At 45.5% G+C, this 21877-nt stretch carries 16 protein-coding genes; 4 read left to right on the top strand and 12 right to left on the bottom strand.

Features of this window, described 5'->3' with window-relative positions:
- Window positions 1–463: 463 nt before the first annotated feature.
- Entirely contained in the window at window positions 464–1402 is a 939-nt protein-coding gene (locus B9A22_RS00775; RefSeq protein ID WP_084573686.1) for an NAD(P)-dependent oxidoreductase, read from the bottom strand.
- Window positions 1403–1573: 171 nt separating this feature from the next.
- On the opposite strand from B9A22_RS00775, the gene B9A22_RS00770 reads away from it, so the two are divergent.
- Window positions 1574–2155, top strand: a complete 582-nt coding sequence (locus B9A22_RS00770) for a DUF6143 family protein (RefSeq protein WP_084573685.1) — start codon at window positions 1574–1576, stop codon at window positions 2153–2155.
- A gap of 512 nt (window positions 2156–2667) precedes the next feature.
- Here B9A22_RS00770 and B9A22_RS00765 read toward each other — a convergent pair.
- From B9A22_RS00765 to kdpF, 6 genes are all read right to left on the bottom strand, one after another.
- Window positions 2668–3357 (bottom strand): response regulator, encoded by a 690-nt coding sequence (locus B9A22_RS00765; RefSeq protein WP_084573684.1) that lies wholly within the window; start codon window positions 3355–3357, stop codon window positions 2668–2670.
- Window positions 3354–6083, bottom strand: a complete 2730-nt coding sequence (locus tag B9A22_RS00760) for a sensor histidine kinase (RefSeq protein WP_084573683.1) — start codon at window positions 6081–6083, stop codon at window positions 3354–3356. Before B9A22_RS00760 ends, B9A22_RS00765 begins: the two co-directional genes overlap by 4 nt.
- A gap of 65 nt (window positions 6084–6148) precedes the next feature.
- Window positions 6149–6715, bottom strand: a complete 567-nt coding sequence (kdpC, locus tag B9A22_RS00755; protein WP_245823737.1) for a potassium-transporting ATPase subunit KdpC — start codon at window positions 6713–6715, stop codon at window positions 6149–6151.
- A gap of 39 nt (window positions 6716–6754) precedes the next feature.
- Window positions 6755–8785, bottom strand: coding sequence for a potassium-transporting ATPase subunit KdpB (gene kdpB / locus B9A22_RS00750; protein ID WP_084573681.1), 2031 nt, complete (start codon window positions 8783–8785; stop codon window positions 6755–6757).
- Between the two features lie 14 nt (window positions 8786–8799).
- Window positions 8800–10506, bottom strand: coding sequence for a potassium-transporting ATPase subunit KdpA (gene kdpA, locus B9A22_RS00745; protein ID WP_084573680.1), 1707 nt, complete (start codon window positions 10504–10506; stop codon window positions 8800–8802).
- A 1-nt stretch (window position 10507) separates the two neighbouring features.
- Window positions 10508–10594: a K(+)-transporting ATPase subunit F gene (gene kdpF, locus B9A22_RS26515; RefSeq protein WP_084573679.1), complete on the bottom strand. Its 87-nt coding sequence runs from the start codon at window positions 10592–10594 to the stop codon at window positions 10508–10510.
- 238 nt (window positions 10595–10832) lie between these two features.
- On the opposite strand from kdpF, the gene B9A22_RS00735 reads away from it, so the two are divergent.
- On the top strand, window positions 10833–11321 hold the full coding sequence (locus B9A22_RS00735; RefSeq protein ID WP_084573678.1) for a spore coat protein: 489 nt from the start codon (window positions 10833–10835) through the stop codon (window positions 11319–11321).
- Between the two features lie 126 nt (window positions 11322–11447).
- Here B9A22_RS00735 and B9A22_RS00730 read toward each other — a convergent pair whose 3' ends face one another.
- The 3 genes from B9A22_RS00730 to B9A22_RS00720 all read right to left on the bottom strand — a co-directional run bounded on the left by B9A22_RS00730 (window position 11448) and on the right by B9A22_RS00720 (window position 15230).
- Window positions 11448–12584, bottom strand: a complete 1137-nt coding sequence (locus tag B9A22_RS00730) for an HD-GYP domain-containing protein (protein WP_245823736.1) — start codon at window positions 12582–12584, stop codon at window positions 11448–11450.
- A gap of 206 nt (window positions 12585–12790) precedes the next feature.
- Window positions 12791–13945: a glycerophosphodiester phosphodiesterase gene (locus B9A22_RS00725; protein ID WP_084573677.1), complete on the bottom strand. Its 1155-nt coding sequence runs from the start codon at window positions 13943–13945 to the stop codon at window positions 12791–12793.
- 172 nt (window positions 13946–14117) lie between these two features.
- Window positions 14118–15230, bottom strand: a complete 1113-nt coding sequence (locus tag B9A22_RS00720; protein WP_084573676.1) for a uroporphyrinogen decarboxylase family protein — start codon at window positions 15228–15230, stop codon at window positions 14118–14120.
- 213 nt (window positions 15231–15443) lie between these two features.
- On the opposite strand from B9A22_RS00720, the gene B9A22_RS00715 reads away from it, so the two are divergent.
- A complete protein-coding gene (locus B9A22_RS00715) occupies window positions 15444–16364 on the top strand; it encodes a LysR family transcriptional regulator (RefSeq protein WP_084573675.1) in 921 nt (306 codons plus the stop codon).
- Window positions 16365–16737: 373 nt separating this feature from the next.
- Complete coding sequence (locus B9A22_RS00710) at window positions 16738–18723, top strand: methyl-accepting chemotaxis protein (protein WP_084573674.1); 1986 nt, start codon at window positions 16738–16740, stop codon at window positions 18721–18723.
- Window positions 18724–19051: 328 nt separating this feature from the next.
- Here the strand turns inward: B9A22_RS00710 and B9A22_RS00705 are convergent, their stop codons facing one another.
- Window positions 19052–20056, bottom strand: coding sequence for a DUF3089 domain-containing protein (locus B9A22_RS00705; protein WP_084573673.1), 1005 nt, complete (start codon window positions 20054–20056; stop codon window positions 19052–19054).
- Between the two features lie 436 nt (window positions 20057–20492).
- Entirely contained in the window at window positions 20493–21782 is a 1290-nt protein-coding gene (locus B9A22_RS00695) for an ATP-binding protein (RefSeq protein WP_084573671.1), read from the bottom strand.
- Window positions 21783–21877 lie beyond the last annotated feature (95 nt).

Below are 21877 nucleotides of genomic sequence, written 5' to 3'. Positions count from 1 at the left end.
CATCCACTGCAGTACTATGGCCTCTGCTGACTTCTGACAGTTCAGTCACACATCACTGTGTGGGTTGCCGGTTCACAAATTCATGTTCTCGGCTTTCCTGTCAGACCTCCCCAGGTAAGAGCGTTTACTTTCACTCCATACATCTGCTACATTTACACCGTATGCTTCGGATAGTTTTGGGCTTTACTTTGTTCGGCCAGTTCACCCAGCATTACGCATGCCTCATATGTAGTTCGTATTCCTCAGACCAGAGCTTTGCCGCCGACTTCCTTCAGATTCCACCTCACGGTGGACACCCTTGTCTTAGGCTAACGGTTGGCACTATCAACCCCCGTATTGGACTTTCACCAACAAGTAAACGCCCATGCTGGGCGCACCAAACAAAAAGAACCCGCGAAATTCGCTGGTTCCTAGGTATTCCGGATTTAGATGGTGGAGACGAGGTATAATAATTAATCATTTTTTATTTTTCTTCCTCAATTAACGCATTACGGATTTTTTGAAATGAAACTCTAAAAATAGTAATCGCTGCATCTACAGTACCAGCGCCAACGTGCGGAGTTGCAACCACATTCTCAAGAGTCAATAGCGGATTATCACCGCTAATTGGTTCTGTGGCCCATACGTCGATCCCTGCACCAAGGATTTTTCCTGATGCCAATACTTCATATAGATCGGACTCATTAACAACATTGCCCCTGCTGACATTAATAAAAATCGAATTTGGTTTCATAAGATTCAACTTTTCGGCCGTAATCCAATTTCGAGTTTCTTGACTAAGAGGTACATGTATGCTAACTATATCTGATACTTTGAGCAATTCTTCCAATCCCAGATACGTCACATCGTAAAGTGCCTCTACCTCGGCAGAAGCCCGCTTTCTGCTGTAATAATAAAGCGTTGCGCCAAAAGCCTTCGATAATTCTGCTACCCGTTTTCCGATATCCCCAAAGCCAATAATCCCATGTTTTTTGCCCTTGATTTCATATGAACAATTACGGTATTTCCACATAGCCCAGACACCACTTTTGGTGGCTTTATCCAATTGGTTTATTTTACGATAGACATTAAGAATAAGGCCAAGTGTCAATTCGGCAACACCGTTAGCATTTCCTCCCGGTACATTACTGACGATAATCCCACGCTTAGCAGCAGCTGCTGAGTCAATATTATCGGTACCTACACCCAGTTTCTGAACAATTTTAAGTTTAGGAGCGCGCTGCATTAATGCGTCGTCCACTACATAAGTTGCTGTAAGAAGAGACTCAGCATGAGCTAGTTTTTCATCCTGCACTGCCTCTTCCATTTCATCAAAGAAAAGTAAATCAATATCGCCTGGAACCTCTGATCGTAATAATATTTTCATTTCTGGAGTAATTTTATCAAGAAAAATACAATTCATAGCTACTCTCCTGTCGCGTATAAAGTAATACAATGTTACAACGACATTATATACAAAACAAGCGTCATCTGACAATGTGTTTGAATTAGTTTCTCACTTTCTTCTTCTTTTTCACCTTCTATTTTACTTTACATAGAATAAAATAGAGTTTATTAAGGAGGAAATTATTCTATGCCTAAATATCTTGATCTGGATAGTTCTTCCCCGTCCACTTATATACCATCATTGGAATATACGGTTGCTATACCGATTAACCTAGCCAAATCTCTGGAAGGAAAATATTTTGTAGGCTACGCTGATAACCTAACCTTCGGGCGCGGTACTAGCGCGTGGGCCAGGCTATACAATCCATGCAACTCCGGGGTAAATTTGCACGTGACTGTCTGGACTGTAAGCGATGTATCTGAATCCACATTTCGAGCCCAAATCTGGTTTAATACCGATCCCCCAGGAAGACCCCAAAAATCCCCACTGGTAACTCCCTCCAATTTGGCTCTTTGTCCCCTTCCTTGTCCCAAAGTAAATCTTCAGTATGCATCACGTGTTACTGGCGATCCAGAGGGCGGGATTAAAGCCTTTGTTCGGCGTGGTCAGCCAGAAACTACGATAGTCGATGATGAGCAGGGAAAATTCATCTTCTCACCTGGCGGCTCTTTTCTTATTTTCTTATCTAACCCTGAGTCGCCAGAGCTAGCAGCTGCTGGCAGAATAGCCTTCGGTTGGTGGGAAGAGCCGATTTGTAGTGATGAGTGATCCTGTACAATCTAGCGCCTCATGTAAGCATCGGAATCAAGAAGGCGGTTATTTGCTTCCAGCCTTGTGTTTATGCCTATAAGATAAGCACTCAATGTGCACTATTCTTTCAAGTTGACTTAAAAATAAACCATAATACATCTTCATAATGAATTTACTATTATAAACAAAAACTCCCGCCAGATCTATACAAAATTTGGCAGGAGTTTTTTCTCTGTTAGGTGTGTTACAGGTGATGCCCTTACCCTCCATAAATCTTAAATGGCCTACATACTACTATATTGTTAAAAATTTGAATCAACTAGCTCTTGACTATAGACTTATCCATGCCTCTTATAAATCCACCTATTTAATGAGTCGGAGAAACCTTCACTTGACTTGCTAAATGCGAAAAGCCCTTTGCTTTAAATTCAAAGAGTATGAACCCTTCATTAGCTCCTTCGGGACACGAGTAAATCTTTGCACTTTCTTATCAATGGTCAAATGGGTAAATACCGGAATGTCTTTCTCTATTATCGGCCCATAAGGCGGTAACCTACCCCTGATTCGGTAATAATATAGCGCGGCTGTGCAGGGTCATCCTCAATCTTTCTTCGCAGCTGACCAATATATACCCGAATATAATGGGTATCTTCATTATAAGCATTACCCCAGACCGCTTTCAACAGCTGCTTGTGCGTCAATACCCGGCCAGCCTGCTGAGCCATAATTTTTATTATCTCATACTCGGTGGGCGTAAGTTTGATTTCGCGTCCGTCTACCGTCACGCGGCGCTGCACCAAATCGACAGCAAGGCCGCCGCACGTCAAAACCGGCTCGCTTTCGGAAGCCGCCATTCGCCGCAGGCATACGCGCATACGCGCCATGAGTTCGCCCATACCAAACGGTTTAGTTACATAGTCATCAGCCCCGGCATCCAAGGCTTCAATCTTTTCCTGCTCTTGGTCGCGGGCGGTCAGAATAATAACCGGAGCCTGTGACCACTCCCTGATTTCTCTAATGACAGCCTTACCATCCATATCAGGCAGACCCAGATCAACAATTAGGATGTCCGGTTTAAAAACCGCTGCACGTGAAACACCATCATGTCCTGTAGCGGCTTCATCAAGAGCATAACCATAAGCGCTCAAAGACACTTTAAGCAGCTTGCGGATTTGAGGTTCATCATCAATGATAAGGACTCTAAGACCCTGACCTGTCATAATAATTCACCTGCCTCGGCTGGAATGACCGCACCATCGCCCCGGATAGGGAGGGAAAAGCTGACAGTGGCTCCCCCTTCTGGACTGTTTTCTGCCCAAATTTGTCCGCCATGGGCTTCAATAATACTTTTGCATATCGATAAACCCAAGCCTGTGCCAGATACCCGGCTAGGCTGGCTGGCACGATAAAATTTTTCAAAAACATGTGGTATGTCGGCTTCAGGTATACCGGGACCATTATCTGCTACTGACACTTTAACCATGTTGCCCTGTTGCCAAGCAGCAATGGTTATGGCACTGCCCACCGCGGAATATTTGACAGCATTATCAATAAAGTTTACCAATACTTGTTCCAACAGCACACAATCAGCGCGAATAAGCGGTAAGTCGTCAGGCAGGGTCGTTTTTATAAGATATTTGCCGGCTAAATCCCCCATCCGCCGTAAGGCAGTACCCACAATATCTTCCACATCGCACCAGTCGGTCTTAAGACGCAGCATGCCGCTCTCCAGGCGGGCAGTATCTAAGAGATTGCTCACTACCCTTTCCATCCGGCTGGCACCTTCCTGGACGGTTTCCAATAGTTCGCACCGTATATCCTTGCTATATTCAACACCAGTATCTAATAGAGTGGACACAGCGCCGGTAATGGTTGACAGCGGGGTGCGCAGTTCATGGGAGATTGAGTTAAACAGGGCTGTTCGAAGTTTGTCAGATTCTGCAAGCAGCGCTGCCTGCCGAGCTGTTTCTGCTAGCTTTACCCGCTCTGCGGCAATGGCTGCCAGACCGGCCCAAGAATCAATCAACCGCCGTTCCTCAGGAGTGACTTTTTGATTGGCAATGTGCACGCCAAATACCCCGCCTGTCTTATCACCGGTAACGAGCGGCACAAAAAGATACTGTGCGCCAGGCAGTGTTTCGGTGGACCGCCCTGCCACCTGCCCTTGCTCATACGCCCAGACAGCTACAGCATATTCAGCTTCAGGTAAGACCTGAGACTTGTTTCGGTCAACAGCTGGAGTTGTGTTATAAGCGCCTTGAACATTAAGCTTACCATTGTCATCAGGTATCAGCACGACTGTTGTGCGGCCAATGGTTTCTCCGGCATGGTTAGCCAATTCCTGTGCAATCCGGGTCATATCTGAAACTGCAGCAATTTGGCGGCTAAATTCATAGAGCGCACGAATACTTTTTTCGCGCAGACGGGCAGCCTGGGCTTCCCGTCTGAGAAGGTCTGTACGCCCGCCAATGAGAAAAGACACAACTAAAAATATAAGAAAGCTCCAAAGATAGCGAATGTCATAGACAGTGAAGGTGAGAATGGGCGGTACAAACAGAAAGTCAAAAGTCAGGACGCTTACTACCGCAGTAACATATGACGGCCAACGCCCCCACCACTCGGCTGTTAAGAGGACAGGCAGCAGATACAAAAGAGCGATATTCACCAATTCCAGCTGCAGTTGAAAGTGCCAGTTGACAGCAGTAACGGCTGCCGTCATGACCAAACCGCCGCAGGTGTAGAGCCAAGGTACGGCCGGCGGAGCAGGCAGGGCCGTCTTGATGCTGGCCGCTTGATCTTCTTCGGCAACGCCTTGAATCACATAGACGTTGATACCACTGCTTTTCCTGATGAGCTTATCAACCAACGAGCCGTGCAGCAGCTCCCACAGGCGGCTATGACGTGGCTTGCCGATAACAATAGCCGTTACATTATGGCTCCGCGCTACATCCAAAATCTCCTGTACCAGGTCTTTTCCCACAACCGTAAGGGTTTTTCCACCAAGCTCCTCAGCCAAACGAAGGTTGCGAGCCACCCGGTCGCGCTCCTTGTCGCCCATCGGAAACCGGCGCCCCATGGTCTCAATATGCACAGCCAGCAGGTCAGCATGCAGTCCGCCCGACAATCGTCGGGCCGCCCGGATAAGTTGAGCCGAAAACGGACTGGCACTGACACACACCATAACCCGCCCGGCAGCAGGCCAGGGACCGGCGATTTGATGGGACCGCATATATTCAGCCATATCCTGATCAACACGGCTGGCTGTAAACCTGAGAGCTAATTCCCGCAAGGCATTAATGTTGCCAGGACGGAAAAACTTTTTTAGCGCTTGTTCAACTTGTCCGGGAACATAGACCTTACCTTCTTTAAGCCGTTTAATCAAGTCTTCAGGCGGAATATCAATCAATTGGATATTATCGGCCTGCTCGAGAGCAGAATCAGGCACTGTCTCTCTTACGATAACACCGGTAATTTGCGCCACCACATCATTAAGACTTTCAATGTGCTGAATATTGAGGGTGGTATAGACATTAATACCGGCGGCTAAGAGTTCCTCGACATCCTGAAACCGCCGGACATGGCGGGACCCAGGAATATTTGTATGGGCTAGTTCATCTACCAGCACCAACTCCGGCTTTTCGCGTAGCAGGGCATCAGTGTCCATTTCTTTCAGTTCTTTACCCCGATATTCTATGATTTTCGGGGCTATACACGGCAAACCGGCCACCAACTTCTCAGTCTCGACCCGCCCGTGGGTTTCAATCCAGCCAATAATGACATTGACACCTTCGGCCAGCCGGTCATGCGCGGCTTCCAACATGGTGAAGGTCTTACCGACACCTGCCGCAGCTCCTAAAAAAACGGTAAGCTTTCCTTTAGTCTCTTTATGAATTTTTTCCAGTAACGCATCCGGATTGGGACGATTGTCGGCTTTATCTTTAGGCATGCTGCCTCTCCCTCCAACTATAGCATAGGGGCTGCCCCCATTTTGCAAAGAGCAGCCCTAAAGACTCAACGTTTCACAGCATCCAGCGCTAAATTCAATTCCAGCACATTGACACGAGGTTCACCTAAAAAACCAAGCTGGCGGCCTACGGTATGACTGTCTACCAAGGATCGTACTTGAGCAGACGGTATTCCCCGTTCGGTTGCTACCCGTTCCACCTGCAGATAGGCTGCTGCCAGGCTAATGTGAGGATCAAGACCGCTGGCTGACGCCAACACTAAATCTCCGGGGATACTACTATCCTGTGGCAAGTTGTTTTCACTTTTGATATTCGTTATACGCTCAGCTACAGCAGCTTTTAGCTTTTGGTTAGTCGGCCCGAGATTAGAACCGGAAGACGCGGCTGCATCATAGCCGTCAGCACCGGCAGCTGACGGGCGGCCATGGAAATAGCCTGGGCTGGTAAAGTTCTGACCGATTAATCTGGAACCTATGACTTGATTATCTTTGGTAATAAGCGAGCCATTTGCCTGCTGCGGCAACAGCGTTTGTGCCAGAGCTGTCATGGCTAGGGGATAGGCTATACCGGTCAGAATAGTTAATACTATAACCATCAGTAATGAATTTATCATTGATTTCCACATTGTGGCATCATCTTCCTTTAAATATTTTTATACTAAACCTAAGGCAACTAACAGCAAATCAATGACTTTAATACCTGCAAAAGGCACAATCAGACCGCCAAGGCCATAGATGATAAGATTCTTGCGCAAAATGATATCGGCTCCTACCGGTTGGTATTTTACGCCCTTCAAAGCGAGCGGGATAAGCGCAATGATAATCAGGGCGTTAAAGATGACGGCACTCAAAATAGCGCTTTCCGGCGTAGCCAGCCGCATGATGTTAAACACGCCCAGAGCCGGATAGGCTCCGGCAAACAGGGCCGGAATAATGGCAAAGTATTTGGCCACATCATTGGCAATGCTGAAGGTAGTGAGCGATCCGCGCGTCATTAAGAGCTGCTTGCCGATTTCCACGACCTCGATCAGTTTGGTGGGGTTGGAATCTAAGTCCACCATGTTGCCAGCCTCTTTGGCAGCCTGGGTGCCACTGTTCATGGCCACACCTACGTCAGCTTGCGCCAGTGCCGGCGCGTCATTGGTACCGTCACCGGTCATAGCGACAAGCATGCCTTTGTCCTGATAGTCGCGAATCATTTTGAGCTTGGCTTCCGGCGTAGCTTCAGCCAAGAAGTCATCCACTCCGGCTTCGGCGGCAATAGCGGCGGCAGTTAAAGGGTTATCACCAGTAATCATAACTGTCTTTATCCCCATTTGCCGCAACTCCCGGAACCTCTCTTTAATACCGCCTTTGACAATATCCTTGAGGTGAATAGCCCCAAGCACCTGCGCGTTTTGCGTCACAACCAACGGTGTTCCACCGCTTTTGGCAATGGTTTCACAGACAGCGCGCACTGCGTCAGGGAGCACCCCGTCTTGGGCGGCAATATATTTTTGGATAGCATCAATCGAACCTTTGCGCACCTCTTGATCTTTCATATTCACCCCGCTCATACGCGTCTGGGCGGTAAAGGGCACAAATTCTGCGCCAAGCGCCGTTAAATCCCGTTCCCGCAAGTTATACTTTTCTTTGGCCAAGACAACAATGCTCCGTCCTTCGGGCGTTTCGTCAGCCAAAGACGATAACTGGGCGGCGTCAGCCATATCGGCCTCACTCACGCCAGGGGCAGGAATAAATTCGGTAGCCATACGGTTACCCAGGGTAATTGTTCCTGTTTTGTCCAGCAAGAGCACATTGACGTCACCAGCGGCTTCTACCGCCCTGCCGGACATAGCCAGCACATTGCGTTTTAGTAACCTATCCATTCCGGCTATACCGATGGAGGATAGCAGTCCGCCGATCGTAGTGGGTATCAGACACACTAACAGCGCATTTAGTACGGTTATCGATAAAGTCGCGCCAGAGTATAGAGCAAAGGCTTCGAGAGTGGCAACAGCAATAAGAAAAATTATGGTAAGCCCCACTAGCAAGATAGTAAGCGCAATTTCATTGGGTGTCTTTTGACGTTTAGCGCCTTCCACCAATGAAATCATCCGGTCAAGGAAGGTTTCGCCGGGATTGGCGGTCACCCGTACCTTAAGCCAATCTGATAAGACCCTTGTACCACCGGTAACCGAGGATTTATCACCGCCCGACTCCCGGATAACAGGCGCCGATTCGCCGGTGACAGCGCTCTCATCCACTGTCGCCATACCTTCCACCACTTCGCCGTCGCTTGGAATCACATCGCCTGCCTCAATTAACAGTAGGTCGCCTTTCTTAAGTTCGGTAGCTTCGACAACCTTCACACCATTATTACTGGTGATTTTTTTTGCTTTGGTCTGACTGCGGGTATTTTTGAGTGCCTGCGCCTGGGCTTTCCCCCGTCCTTCGGCAATGGCTTCTGCGAAGTTAGCGAACAAAACAGTGAACCACAGCCACAGATTAATTTGCAAGGCAAACAAGTTGTTGGCACTGCCTTGCACCATATCGCGCAACATCAGTCCGGTCGTTAAAAGCGCCCCAACAAAGACAATAAACATCACCGGATTTTTCATCTGCACACGCGGATTGAGCTTGCGAAAAGCATCGCGCACCGCCCCCGCAATAATGTGTCTATCAAAACTACTTTTATTATTCATAATCCTATGCTCCTTTAAAAGGTTGCGCCTTGCAGCATAATTAGGTGCTCAACAATTGGCCCTAAGGCCAAAGCCGGCAAAAAGGTGAGTGCACCAACAACAAGCACTACTCCGGCCAGCAATATAACAAACAGCGAGCTGGTGGTGCAGAAAGTCCCTGGGCCCGCAGGCGAGACTTTTTTTCCAGCCATACTGCCGGCAATGGCCAAGACCGGAAGGATAACCCCAAACCGACCTAACAGCATGGCGAGTGCAAGCATGAGGTCATAAAACAGCGTGTTAGCCGTCAGGCCGCCAAAAGCACTGCCGTTGTTACCGGCGCCTGAGGCAAATGCATACAGAATTTCACTCAAGCCATGCGGTCCGGGATTAGCGATTGAAGACGTACCCACCTCGGTCGCCGCAGCAATGGCGCTGCCAACAAGGATGACTACTGACGGAATAAGGATAGCCAGCGTAGCCATCTTCATTTCCCAGGCTTCAATCTTCTTCCCAAGATATTCAGGAGTGCGGCCTACCATCAAACCGACGATAAACACAGTCATGACAACATACACCATCATTCCGTAAAAACCGGCGCCTACCCCGCCTACCACTACTTCACCCAACATGATCTGCAGCATAGGGATAAGGCCGCCGAGCGGTGTCAGACTGTCATGCATGGCGTTAACGGCGCCGCAGGAAGCGGCAGTGGTCACAGTAGCAAATAACGCCGATCCACCAATGCCGAAGCGCACTTCTTTGCCTTCCAGTGACGCGGGACTGCTTATGCCCAAACCTCCCATAATGGGGTTGCCATATAGTTCACTGGCATAAGTACCACCTAACATACAGATAAACAAGAGCATCATGGCTCCCAATACAGCATAGCCCTGCCGCTTATCGCGGGCCAGCTGCCCATAGGTAAACAACAACGCCGTCGGGATAAGGAAAATGCTTACTATTTCCATAAAGTTAGTTAACGGTGTAGGATTTTCAAAAGGATGTGCCGAGTTAGCGTTAAAAAAGCCGCCGCCATTGGTACCCAGCATTTTGATGGCCTCTTGGGAAGCCACTGGTCCCATTGCCAGTTTTTGCCCGGCTCCTTCCAGCGTCTGCACGGTGATATAGGGTGACAAGTTCTGCAGTACGCCCTGCTGCACTAGCATAAGCGCGACAATAATCGATAGTGGCATCAGCACCCTGACTATACCGCGTACCAGGTCAACCCAGAAATTACCGATTTCATCAGTAGTTTTGCGCGTCAAGCCCCGAATGAGCGCCACGGCCACCGCCAGGCCAGTCGCTGCCGACACAAAATTCTGCACAGTCAGCGCAGCCATCTGTGTAAAATAACTCATGGTAGACTCGCCGCCGTAGGCCTGCCAGTTGGTGTTGGTCATAAAGCTGACAGCCGTATTAAAGGCCACATGCCAGGGCGCCACCGAAGCCATGTTTTCCGGGTTAAAGGGCAAGTAGCCTTGTAAAAGCTGGATTAAGTAAACTGCTGTCATACCAAACAAATTGAAGAAAACTAAGTTAATTGCATACTCTTTCCAATTCATCTCAGCCATATCATTCAGGCCGGCCATGCGGTAGATGATTTTTTCAATAGGGGCAAACAGTCTGTCAAACATTGTCTGTTTCAATGAAAATACGTTGGCCATATAGTTTCCCAGCGGCCATGCCAGGATAATCAGTACAGCCAAAAACACAATAAATAAAACGATATCTGTCGTCATCTTAAAACTCCTCCGGTTTCAAAAGCGCATAAATTAGGTAACCCAAAAGCAATGCCGCCAATAGGCCGGCCAGCCACAAATCGGCCATTTGTACTCCTCCTATGACTATGAACTTACTGCAGCTTTATTGTAATACTGATTGAGGTAAAGGCGCTGTCAAGAAACACGTCAGGGGTGTAAAGAAAGTGTAAAGATCATAATAAAAAAGACCTCTATTCAGGATAAATAATAAAGCCCACCCATCGAAGATTTTGCCGAAACTTTGCTTAGGCCGAATGACAATAAATATCTTGGGAAAACTAAAAAAAACCAAAGGAGGCTAAATTATGGCATCACAACTTACACAAAAAGAAACACAGCTACTGAAAGACCAAGAGTCCCATGAGAAAGTGTGTGTCGAAAAGTATCAAAAATATGCAGCTCAAGCTAGTGACCCACAACTCAAGCAGTTATTTCAATCTTATGCGCAGCAGGAACAGCAGCACCTAAATACGATCACCTCCATCATGAACGGACAAGTTCCCAGTATGAATCAAGGTCAACAGGCACAACAATCATCTCAATCCAGCCAAGCAACTAGTCTAACTTCACAGGCTTCACCGTCTTCCGCTACCGCTAGCAATGCGGACGCTATGCTCTGCAGCGATATGCTGATGACCGAGAAGTATGTCTCTAGTGCATATGATACAGCCATTTTTGAATTTAAAGACACCAATGTGCGCCAGGCTTTAAACCATATCCAAAAAGAAGAGCAAAAACATGGTGAAGGAATATTCAACTATCTAAGCAGCAAAGGTATGTACAACGCACAATAAAAAATATAAGTGTTAAATAATAAAGACTGCCATAAGGCAGTCTTTATTATTTATTGAAATATCCTTCAAAATAGCATATCGCCATTGACATAACTCAGAATAATCCAATCACTTGACTGGGTCCTGTCATATCTGCTGGGTTTTCGCATGATACATTTGCGCACGATCAGCATAGGCCTGTGCATAACTAGAATATAATTCTTCAACATCTACGATGAAGAGTTCAGGATTTTTTATCAGATCAAGTTCCACAATCCGATTGTGTTCGCCATCATGGTCAGATGTAATCCGAACTACGGGAGTCGTTTTGCTTTTTATACCAACGCCAAGGATTAATCCGCTTTGCTGGTTACTAAGCCGTACCGTTTTACCTGTAGGGTAGATGGCCACATTCTGATTAAACCGTTCTACGATAGCCGGATTAAAATACTCTCCTGCGGCTTTGTTCAAAATAGCAACTGCATAATATACAGGTGTAGGCCGGCGATGAGGCATCCCTACGATCAAACGGTCATACACATCGGCGATGCTGATAATTTGAGCATACTCAGAAATAGCATCCCCTTTAAGACCCATGGGGTAGCCGCTGCCGTTCCAACGTTCGTGATGTTGAAAACAGGCATTAACAACTTCAACTGGTAAGGTACGATTTTCCCGCAGGACCTCCAAAGAATAAAAAGAATGGCGTCTATACTCTTCTCTTTCACTCTTTGTTAAATAGTCGGGAAACTGCAACGCTAATTGCCTGGGAAATTTAATTTTGCCGATATCGTGAAGCATGGCTGCTAAACCCAGCTCGCCTAACCGCTTGGCATCATATCCCATAGCAAGCCCAGTCATAACTGACAAAATACACGTATTAACCGCATGAGAGAACATATACTCCTCTTTACGGCGTAAATCCAGAAGATGAATCATATTCTCCGGTTTTTGGCCAAGCTGGTCAATTAAAGCACTGACAATGCTTTTCACTCTATCGAGCGGTATGCCTTTACCGACACGAAAATGATTAATTACCTCCTGTGCAGCCTCCATGGCTTCTTTCTTATGTATTGGATCATAAAAATCTTCATCAATTGCAATTGTATCTCCGGTTTCTGTTTCTCCAACAAACAAGGCTGTAATACCTTTATTACGAAGATACTGAATGTATCTTTCTTTCACTTCTGTGCCTTCATGGAGTAAAATTGCACCATCGGCTGAAATGAGTGGCTTTGATAGATACATACCTGGCTGTATTTCATCTAAAGTTATACTGTGCATTGGAACTCGCCTCCCTTTGAAACCATGTTGCCTACCAGCTATTGCATACTCTACTATATATATCGAAGATAGAGCACAAATCCTTAAAGTAACAAATGGAATCATACTGAAAGGAGCATTTCATATTGGTCATACTATCTTAAGCAAAATACTACCAGAAGCAGCCCCTCCCTGACTGCTCCTGGTAGTAAGTATTCGTGTATTTCCTATTCTGCTGCGTCTCCACCTTTTGAAAGCTGCTTACCTTCGGTATTCATTATATTGATACCGGTGTGATAAGGACTATTAACATTCACGGTTGGATCAGCTACTGAAATACCTTTTTTTGTAAGAACATCGCGCAAAATCCAAGGTTTATCCGTAATAAGGCCGTCAACACCCATGTCAATGAGCATGTTCATTGCTTTGGGATTATTAACAGTCCAGGGAACAACCTTCATCTTCAGGTCGTGAGCTTCGCTAACCAGTTGGGGAGATAGCTCCTCCCAGTAAGGGGACACAATGTCTGCGCCTACATCTTTAGCGGCTTTAACATAATTACCATGATAATTATTAATATTTAGACCTGCCAGCCAAGGGGACGGCTTTTTGTCACCAATTTTAAGGTAGCAGCCGTCCACCCATCCCCAAGAGGGCTGCTCGCAGCTCAAAGCCACCAGTGTAATATCCGGATCAAGTTTATGCATAACTTTAAGTGTTCTCCAGTCAAAGGACTGCAAGAATACCCTGTTCTCCATATGATACTTCTTCACAATTTCATAGACTGCCTTTACAAACTTTTCCGGATCGGGATTATCCTTGGAGTTTGGATCGGCCGGATCAGCGTATGATTTGGTCTCGATGTTAAAAAATATTTTGTCATTGCCATAGGAATTTGCTAACTCAAATACCTCTTCTAGTGTAGGCATTGTTGTACCAGGAACAGACACCTGGGTTTTGCCATGACCTTCATAATAATCCCCAGCTGCCGGATTCATGCTTCCAACATCAAATTTCTTAACTTCCTCTAACGTCATGGTTCGAATATCATACTTGCCGCCTTGCACATATGTACCGTTCGGCCCTTTGGCAAGGCTCGGATTCATTACCGGATTATGGCTCACTACAATACGGCCGTCTTTAGTCATTTGTAAATCCATTTCCAAGGTTGTTACACCCAACTCCATAGCATAAGCAAATGAAGCCAGGGTATTCTCCGGACGAGCATCGCGTCCACCGCGATGGGCTTCAAAATCAAAAATCTGAGGATTAGCCTTGGCCTGCGCTACCTGAATATCAGCAAAAGTAATGCCTGACGTTAACATTACTGTCACTGCACCTGCTACCAAGAATCCTTTCCAATAATTCTTTTGTTTTTTCATTTAATAATAATCTCCTCTCTAACAATAAAATCACCTGTCTCAATTATCGTATTTAACACAATATTCCGCCATCAGTAAATTACTGATTTTACCATAAGAAAAAACATAAAAAACGAGTAAGAAAAATTCCTACTCGTTTTGTCCCCAGGAGTTCCGGCCATAGTAATTGATATTAACGCCCTGTAGCTGCTGAAATCATTGCCTTCATATTCTCGACTTTCGCGTTGAGGGGAACACAGCAACCAACAGCAAGAATAAAGCCTTTAGGACCAAGGTTATTGACCAACTTACAGCTATAGTCATACACTTCCTCGGGAGTTCCTAATGTGAGTATGGCTGCAGGTAAATCACCCATAAGACACATATGGTCGCCGAGAACTTCCTTTGCTTCGAACAAATCAGTATTGCTATCAGTAGCCAAAATACATTTACCCTTAGGTAGTTCTTTTAGATACTCTAACGAACGATCCCAGTTGTTATCCCAGTGTAATAGAGGGTAGGAACCCGCATTTACAACTGTTTCGACGATTTCTTTAATGTTTGGGAAGCAAAAGCGCTCCCACATCTTCTTCGACATATATTCCGGTGCAGAGCGGGTGGCACCAATAAAATAGGCAAACGGTTTTGTCTGAGCTATTGTGGTCTTGATTGTTTCTTTCATCTCTTCGGTCATTATCTTGATTACAGCTTCTACTTTATCGGGAATGCGGTACATATCCTTGACTAAATTTGCCATACCACGTGCATTGGAAAGACGGTCAAACGGCGGTGCGGTAGTTGCCGGACTGACCGGAACAATACCGGCATTTTTATAGTTCTCTTTTATTTTTGGCCAGTCGGCAGACCGATACCAGAGGAAATCATCCCAAGACTGTTTCAACTCACTTTGAAAAATCGGCTGTGCCCAGGCGTTAAAACCCTTGTCAATAATTACATCATAGTCTTCGATCTTCATCGGTGTAATTTCGTCAATTTGCCACTGTGCATCAATAGGCAGTTCTCTTCCGGGCAGTTTCAATTTTGACATGGACGCCATACCCAGACCCCAGATAATGGGAGCTAGATATTCAACCCCATCAACCTCTCCGAGCTGGGCCATAGATGCTATGTTGGTACGGCTGGCAGCTTCTAAATCATTAATATAATCAGCCAACGAAACCCCCATATGGCGGGCGTGAAAAGAATCTGCAGCCAGTATCACTGGTACACGGTCGGGCGTACCCAATTCAATAGCATTTGTGATGCGATTAAAATGTTTTAAATATAACTCATTACTGCTGTCCATAAAAAAACCTCCATTATTGATTATTAAAATACCTTCTCCGATTTAATTGCGGTAATTTTCCTGCAATTTATTTTTATTGTAGCCCGTTATAGCGTTAGTGGGAAACAGTTTTTGGTTTAGGCTACCCAAGTAATACTTGTATTAGGTTTAATTGTTTTCTGAAAAGTCTGGATGTATAATACTATCATAAGAATCTGATCTGGGGAGGTACCTATGGACATACGGCAACTTCGATATTTCGTCGCTGCCGCGGAACATCTTAATTTTACCGCAGCAGCAAGACACGTCTATATAAGTCCGCAGGCGCTCAGCCAGCAGATTTCCGAGTTAGAAAGTGATTTAGGGGTAATTCTGTTTAACCGCAATAGATATTCCACATCTCTGACTGCGGCAGGAGAAGCCTTATTACGTGAAGCCAAGGCCATTATTGCCAAGACTGAGGAAGCGATCCAAATAACCCGTCAGGCAGCTTCCGGAATATCAGGAAGACTGAAAATCGGTTATTTAGGCTTTGCCGAAAAGAATTTTCTACCAAAATTGATATACCAATTTCGACAAAAATACCCCTCTATCGAGTTATCCTGCCAACAGCTTAGCAACGGCGCCATTGATGAAGCATTAGAACGTGCCACTATTGACATTGGATTTATACAATTATGGGAGACAACTAAGATTCCCGGTATTTCATGGAAAAAGATATACGATTACAAGCTTTGTCTTGTAGTTCCATCCAGTCATCCCTGGGCCCGTAGGACCAACACAACTCGTGCTGAACTATCCAAAGAAACTTTTATATTTCATCCTAAAGATGCACCCAGGGCTTATAACAACCTAATGCGTGTTTGTTCAAACCGTGGGTTTCGCCCCAGTGTGGATCCGGTTTCCGGTATTCTGACCGTATTAATGATGGTAGAAGCCGGTTTTGGCATCTCCCTACTGCCTCGCCATATCCCGTTGGGATACGCCAGTTCCTCATTAAAAACTCTTGATGTTGACGAAGAGGACGCATCCATTTATGTATCAATCGCATGGAATCATACTAATACCAACCCAAGCATCTCTCTTTTTTTAAATGAGTTGGAAGCCTTCCCCGAACATTATAGGCAAGGTATCATCAAAACCGAACCCACATAGTCAGGACCAACAGGTGCTTGATTACGCCCTACAAGGGCATGATACTCGCCGAGTCTCAAGACTCGCTGAAAAAGTCCACCAACCGCATAACTTCTTCAGTCAGCCCCTAAAGGGGCTCTTTTTTATATCTGATTTTATTTTTCCGTATATTACTTGCCTTCGGTACTTTGGGTGAATATAAAAATGTCAGTATATTAAGAATTTTAGCAGGAGAAATAACTTCGCACGACAAATATTAACAATATAATTGATATCAAGAAAGACTATTTACTCATTTATTATTGTAATTTACAAGTGAGTAATGGTTTTTATTTGGTATGTAATATAATAGGTAATCTGGTTTCAGTTTGGAAACTATTGGGGAGGCGATAGTATGCAGTTAAATTTTTTTGCGAAATTGGTAATTATTATTTTATTACTAACTTTAGGTACAATGGGGATGACAGGATTAATCTTACTAAACACGATGGAAACAAATCTGAAAGCAGACGTAAATCAGCAAGTACAAGAAAAGGCGCAAGGGTTGGCACAAGATATTGAATATATGTTTCAGGAAAGAGCTAAGACAGGCCAACTCATTGCTAAAAATGAGTATGCGGTTCGTGGTGACACAACAGTATTATCGGCAGTTGTAAAGGCGGCGCTGGAAACTGATACCGCTTCGTATGAGGCCATTTCCGTCACAGATAAGTACGGAAAGGTAATCAGCAGTTTCCCCAATACCAATATGATTGGCGCTATGGTAAGTGATCGGCCATATTTTAAAGATGCTGTGCAATCTGGAAAACAAGTTATAAGTGATGTACTGGTTTCACGCAGTTCAGGAAAACCAGTAGTTTTTATTTCAACGCCCATAAAAGATGGCGCAGGTGTGTCCGGTGTGGTAGCACAGGTAATTACTCTGGATGCTTTGGAAAAGTTGCGGGAACAAGTAAAACTGGGCGAAACTGGATACGCTGCTGTCACTGCTAATTCAAGCGGCAAGGCGACAGTTGTTGCGCATCCTGACAAAACGTATGTTTCCGAGCGAAAAGATGTTTCCGAAGTTGGCATAATAAAAGCAACGATGGGTGGACAAAAGCAAGTCATGAGCTTTAAAAATGCTGCAGGGATGGATATGTTTGGTGCTAGCGCCATTGTTGGCCTGACAAATTGGATAGTAACGGCTACTGTGTCGGAAAAAGAATTGTATGCACCCATCATTGCCGTGCGGTATAAGGTTCTAGGGATGACTGGAATAGTGATTTTGGTTGTAGTAATACTTACCTGGTACTTTTCCCGCAAGATTGCCAATCGTTTGATCGTCATGTTGCGGCAGATAACACAGTTGGCTGAGGGCGATCTTAGAAAATCAACAGTAGTGGATAATTCCTCTGATGAGATTGGACAACTGGGTAGGGCCATTAACATCATGGCAGAAAAACTTAGTGACGTAATGAGGAAGGTCGCTTATTCTTCTGAGCAAGTAGCGGCTTCGGCAGAACAACTTAAGAGCGGAGCAGAGCAGTCGGCTCAGGGGGCTTGTCAGGTAGCCGAGTCCATTACCGAAGTGGCAGCAGGCACGGAAAAACAGACGGCTGCAGTTAATAAAACGGTATTGGCCATTGACCGAATTTCAGTTGATATCAAGCAGACGGCAACTACTGTCAATAATGTGGAATCGACAGCGAATATTGCTGCCAATGCTGCTAATGCTGGCGGCAGAGTGATCGAGAACGCAGTCAGTCAAATGAATAATATTGAGCAAAAAGTGACTCGTTCAGCGCAGGTAGTTGTGAAATTGGGGGAACGATCAAAAGAAATTGGGCAGATTGTAGATACTATTGCCGGAATTGCCGGACAGACCAATCTTTTAGCATTAAATGCAGCCATTGAAGCGGCTAGAGCGGGTGAACAAGGACGCGGTTTTGCAGTAGTAGCGGATGAAGTCCGCAAATTAGCAGAACAATCGGAAGCAGCAGCCAAACAAATTGCGATGCTTATTAGTGAAATTCAAGGCGATACGGATGAAGCTGTTAAGGCGATGAATGAAGGCACTAATGAAGTTAAGATAGGAGCAGAGGTGGTCAATACTGCCGGGCAGGCCTTCGCGGAAATTATTGCGTCGGTAAATGGAGTTACTCATCAAGTAGCTGGTATTACAGCAGCTATTCAAAAAATAACCACCGGCAGTCAAGAAATTATTAATGCGATACAAGAAATAGAAGGTATCAGCAATGATACGGCTAGTCAAACACAGAACGTTTCGGCAGTTACGGAAGAACAGTCTGCATCTATGGAAGAAATCGCTGCAGCCAGTAATAGTCTTGCACAAATGGCACAAGATTTGCAAAGTATAGTAGCAAAGTTCCATTTTTAAGGAGGGTTATTTCCCGCAAGGTCAGCTCCCGATAATATCCATAAGCCGCATCGAATAATACTATATATTATATCTTCCATGCTACATATCCATTTTTATCCAGCTTTAAGTTTTTAACATCGGTATTTACCTTTATCTTAATAAAGTCGGCTGTGCTTGATTTATTTACTTGGTGGAGCCACCCATAACCATCCAAAAATTCACAGCAAAGAACCCGCGAATTTCGCGGGTTCTCAAGTTTTCCGGATTTGCATGGTGGAGGCGATCCGCGACCTTGCAAATCCCACTTTAACAACCGTACTATCAATCGCTGTATCAACCCTCGCAGCTATTGGATAGCCGCCTGCAGGGCCAGGTATTTTGCCGTCCGTTTCGCGGCATTTTCCCTGAGATTATAGTAATAAAACGGATAATCCAGGCTATGGTAAACCCCTTGGGGGAATACAGCATTTCCCGGCGAAAATGTTTTGACATCAGCGGTGCTGCATATGATAACCCCTCTGGCTTTGTCGACACGGGCATCGGCATAATTTTTTACCAGCACCCAGTTTCCGGCCTTATCTAACAGCCTAGAACCGAGACTTTGCTCTGCTGTTGCCAAGGTCTCTTCTGTGGTCCAGGTTATAGGGTTTATCGCAATGCCGCCAGGCGACGTGACCGGATTTTTCCCCTTAATCACAGGCGCTTCAGTGTTATAGGAGATGATGACTCCGGTGTCGTCAGGGCCTTGCGCAAATTTCAGGTGCGGATTGTTTGCCAGGTAGTCCTCGGTGACCGAATAACCGATCACATAGGCCGCGATCATTCTTTGATACACAGCGGGATGTTCTTTCATATATTCCGCCAAAATAATCAGCATCAGGTCCGAGCCTTGGGAATGCGAAGCTAAGATAAACGGACGACCCTGATTATAGTGTTCGATATAATAGTCAAACGCGGCAAACACATCTGATTTCGGCAGGCTGCCAAGGAGGGCAGCTTGCTCTTTGACAGTCAAAGCTAAGGTATATGCGCCATCTGCCTGCCGGTAATAAGGTGCGTAAATATTACCGACGGTTTCAAACACGGTGGCTTGTCTGCCGAGTGCTGCCTTTGCACCTTGCACCATTGACTTGTTGTCAATCTCGCAGATGTTCGGCTCATTTTTATCGACCTTTTGCCAGGCGGTCGGGTAGAGAAAAAATACATCCACTTCTTTTTCAACAGCAGCAGGTAAAGCCAGCCAACGTTCAGGCTTTGAGTAATCGGTAGCCCCTTTTTCATTTGCCTGTGCCGCAAAGGTGAAACTAAAAACGAGAGCAATAACTACCAGGATAATTTTCTTAATACGCATGTACATTCTCCTCTACTATTTATTAAATCCTGCTTTTACCTGCCGGTGGCACGTCGTCCTCCGCTATCGCCCCCTAAAAAGCGCTCAATACCAGAACCAGTGACAAGAAAAGCTTTAAAATTGCTGTTCGGGAAAAATCCATTCGATATTCCTCCATAATTCGTTATTGCCTGTTGGCCTCGGTAAATTAGCTCACTCTACAGAGGCTCTATACACCGCCCTTCATGGAAAAAAACCGATGATCCCAGAATCGAAATCGTCGTCTTCGTCCGCCTCCATCGGGATGTTTTGGCTGATGCCCGTCTTTATATCAGCATACTTATTACGACATATTTTTATCAATAACCCTCGTAGAACTCGCAGGTTTTTGAGGATAATTGACGAAAAAGAAGAACTATGCATCATCATACATGGTTCTTCTTTTGTATGAGCTGCGTTACCCGGAAGCCGCAAGATTTTTCGGCAACTTCAGAGACACCGACACTTTGAAAACCCGTTGGTCGAAAGAACTGTCAAAGTGGCCGGCATACTTGGCCGCTAATGCTTTCACGCTGGAAAGGCCCATTCCATGGTCCGCGCCTTTTTTTGTAGAAACCAACCTATCCCCATTCCGGGGCAAAGCAAGGCCATTGAAAGAATTGGTTATTGTAATCAATAAATGCCCTTTGGTTATTTCGCTCTTTATGTCGATACAGCCCGACTCCTCGCCGCCTATTTTACTACAGGCTTCGATGGCGTTTTCCAGACAATTGCCAAGAATAACGCATAGATCCAATTCATCGATACCCAGGCCGTCAGGCAGGTTCAGCTCTGTGGCGGTGGCAATATTCAGCCGCTTAGCCAGTTTTAGATAATGAGCAATGAGCGCATCGGCGGATTTGTTGCTGCACACGCTGGGAAGGAAACTGTCGTCGTAGATGCGGCTTAATTGGTTTATATATTCCTGGGCAGCCGAAGGATTGTTTTTCCCCAGAAATTCTGTGAGCGTCGCCAGATGATGGCGCAAATCATGGCGAATTGCCTTGGTATCGGCAATACTTTTGTATAGATTTTGATAGTGATCGCGCTGCAGTGCCAAATGTCTTTCCAGCGCTTGGTGCCGCTTGGTCTGGTCGATGGATCTGGCTATCAGGTAATAGGCATAGACAAGCAATAGGGTGCTTAATATCAAGGGTACAAAATTAGCTACCAATGAGTTTGCGCGCACACCATAAAACGACATTAGTATGAACGCCAAAACGGGGAAAAAAGTGAAACTGGTATTTTGCTGGCTTATGATATCGATAATATCTCTGACAAGCGGCTTGACATATCTTCTTATTAACGGTAACGATGCCATTTCAAGCAAAGCGCCCGTCAACATGAAAGTGAATACTATTTGGTTAAACACCAATTGTTCAAAGAACAAGAAGATAAGGATAAAAAACTGCGACATGGAAAAAATCAAAAAGAAAACAAAAAGCTTAGCCTGGAGTGTTTCTTTAAAAATCAGCGCAATCGGGATGATATACAATAAGCCCACTATATAGCTGAGTAAAAAATGATCGAGAATTACCGTTTGCAGCAAACTGCGTAGCAAGTGTTCGGCGACCCAGGCAACAGCAAAGGCCAGAACGTGGCCCCCCCATCGGCCCCTTGGTGTTAAGAAAATATAAGTAAGCAAAATATTCGTCACCAGGAAGATAAAGGTGAATACAGGCGGTAAAATTGTCGTAAATTCTTGCATAAAACCTCTCCAAACTAAGAAGTATCAGTTGTTATTCGCTTAATATCGTTCGCTGTTTTTGCTCTGCCGCTTGTCGCGGCTAGTTTGAATTATTA

It is taken from the genome of Sporomusa malonica, assembly GCF_900176355.1.
In the GTDB taxonomy this organism is placed as follows: Bacteria; Bacillota; Negativicutes; order Sporomusales; family Sporomusaceae; genus Sporomusa; species Sporomusa malonica.
The sequence above is the reverse complement of the archived record's forward strand: the minus strand, read 5'-3'. Positions and strand labels throughout refer to the sequence as shown.

What these genes read in the sequence shown, in the direction of transcription:
- B9A22_RS00720 (WP_084573676.1), bottom strand. Translation starts at nt 15,230, where the DNA reads ATGGACAGCAGTAATGAGTTATATTTAAAACATTTTAATCGCATCACA.
- B9A22_RS00775 (WP_084573686.1), bottom strand. Translation starts at nt 1,402, where the DNA reads ATGAATTGTATTTTTCTTGATAAAATTACTCCAGAAATGAAAATATTA.
- kdpC (WP_245823737.1), bottom strand. Translation starts at nt 6,715, where the DNA reads ATGATAAATTCATTACTGATGGTTATAGTATTAACTATTCTGACCGGT.
- kdpA (WP_084573680.1), bottom strand. Translation starts at nt 10,506, where the DNA reads ATGACGACAGATATCGTTTTATTTATTGTGTTTTTGGCTGTACTGATT.
- B9A22_RS00705 (WP_084573673.1), bottom strand. Translation starts at nt 20,056, where the DNA reads ATGCGTATTAAGAAAATTATCCTGGTAGTTATTGCTCTCGTTTTTAGT.
- B9A22_RS00730 (WP_245823736.1), bottom strand. Translation starts at nt 12,584, where the DNA reads ATGCACAGTATAACTTTAGATGAAATACAGCCAGGTATGTATCTATCA.
- kdpF (WP_084573679.1), bottom strand. Translation starts at nt 10,594, where the DNA reads ATGGCCGATTTGTGGCTGGCCGGCCTATTGGCGGCATTGCTTTTGGGT.
- B9A22_RS00765 (WP_084573684.1), bottom strand. Translation starts at nt 3,357, where the DNA reads ATGACAGGTCAGGGTCTTAGAGTCCTTATCATTGATGATGAACCTCAA.
- B9A22_RS00735 (WP_084573678.1), top strand. Translation starts at nt 10,833, where the DNA reads ATGGCATCACAACTTACACAAAAAGAAACACAGCTACTGAAAGACCAA.
- B9A22_RS00770 (WP_084573685.1), top strand. Translation starts at nt 1,574, where the DNA reads ATGCCTAAATATCTTGATCTGGATAGTTCTTCCCCGTCCACTTATATA.
- B9A22_RS00725 (WP_084573677.1), bottom strand. Translation starts at nt 13,945, where the DNA reads ATGAAAAAACAAAAGAATTATTGGAAAGGATTCTTGGTAGCAGGTGCA.
- B9A22_RS00715 (WP_084573675.1), top strand. Translation starts at nt 15,444, where the DNA reads ATGGACATACGGCAACTTCGATATTTCGTCGCTGCCGCGGAACATCTT.
- kdpB (WP_084573681.1), bottom strand. Translation starts at nt 8,785, where the DNA reads ATGAATAATAAAAGTAGTTTTGATAGACACATTATTGCGGGGGCGGTG.
- B9A22_RS00760 (WP_084573683.1), bottom strand. Translation starts at nt 6,083, where the DNA reads ATGCCTAAAGATAAAGCCGACAATCGTCCCAATCCGGATGCGTTACTG.
- B9A22_RS00710 (WP_084573674.1), top strand. Translation starts at nt 16,738, where the DNA reads ATGCAGTTAAATTTTTTTGCGAAATTGGTAATTATTATTTTATTACTA.
- B9A22_RS00695 (WP_084573671.1), bottom strand. Translation starts at nt 21,782, where the DNA reads ATGCAAGAATTTACGACAATTTTACCGCCTGTATTCACCTTTATCTTC.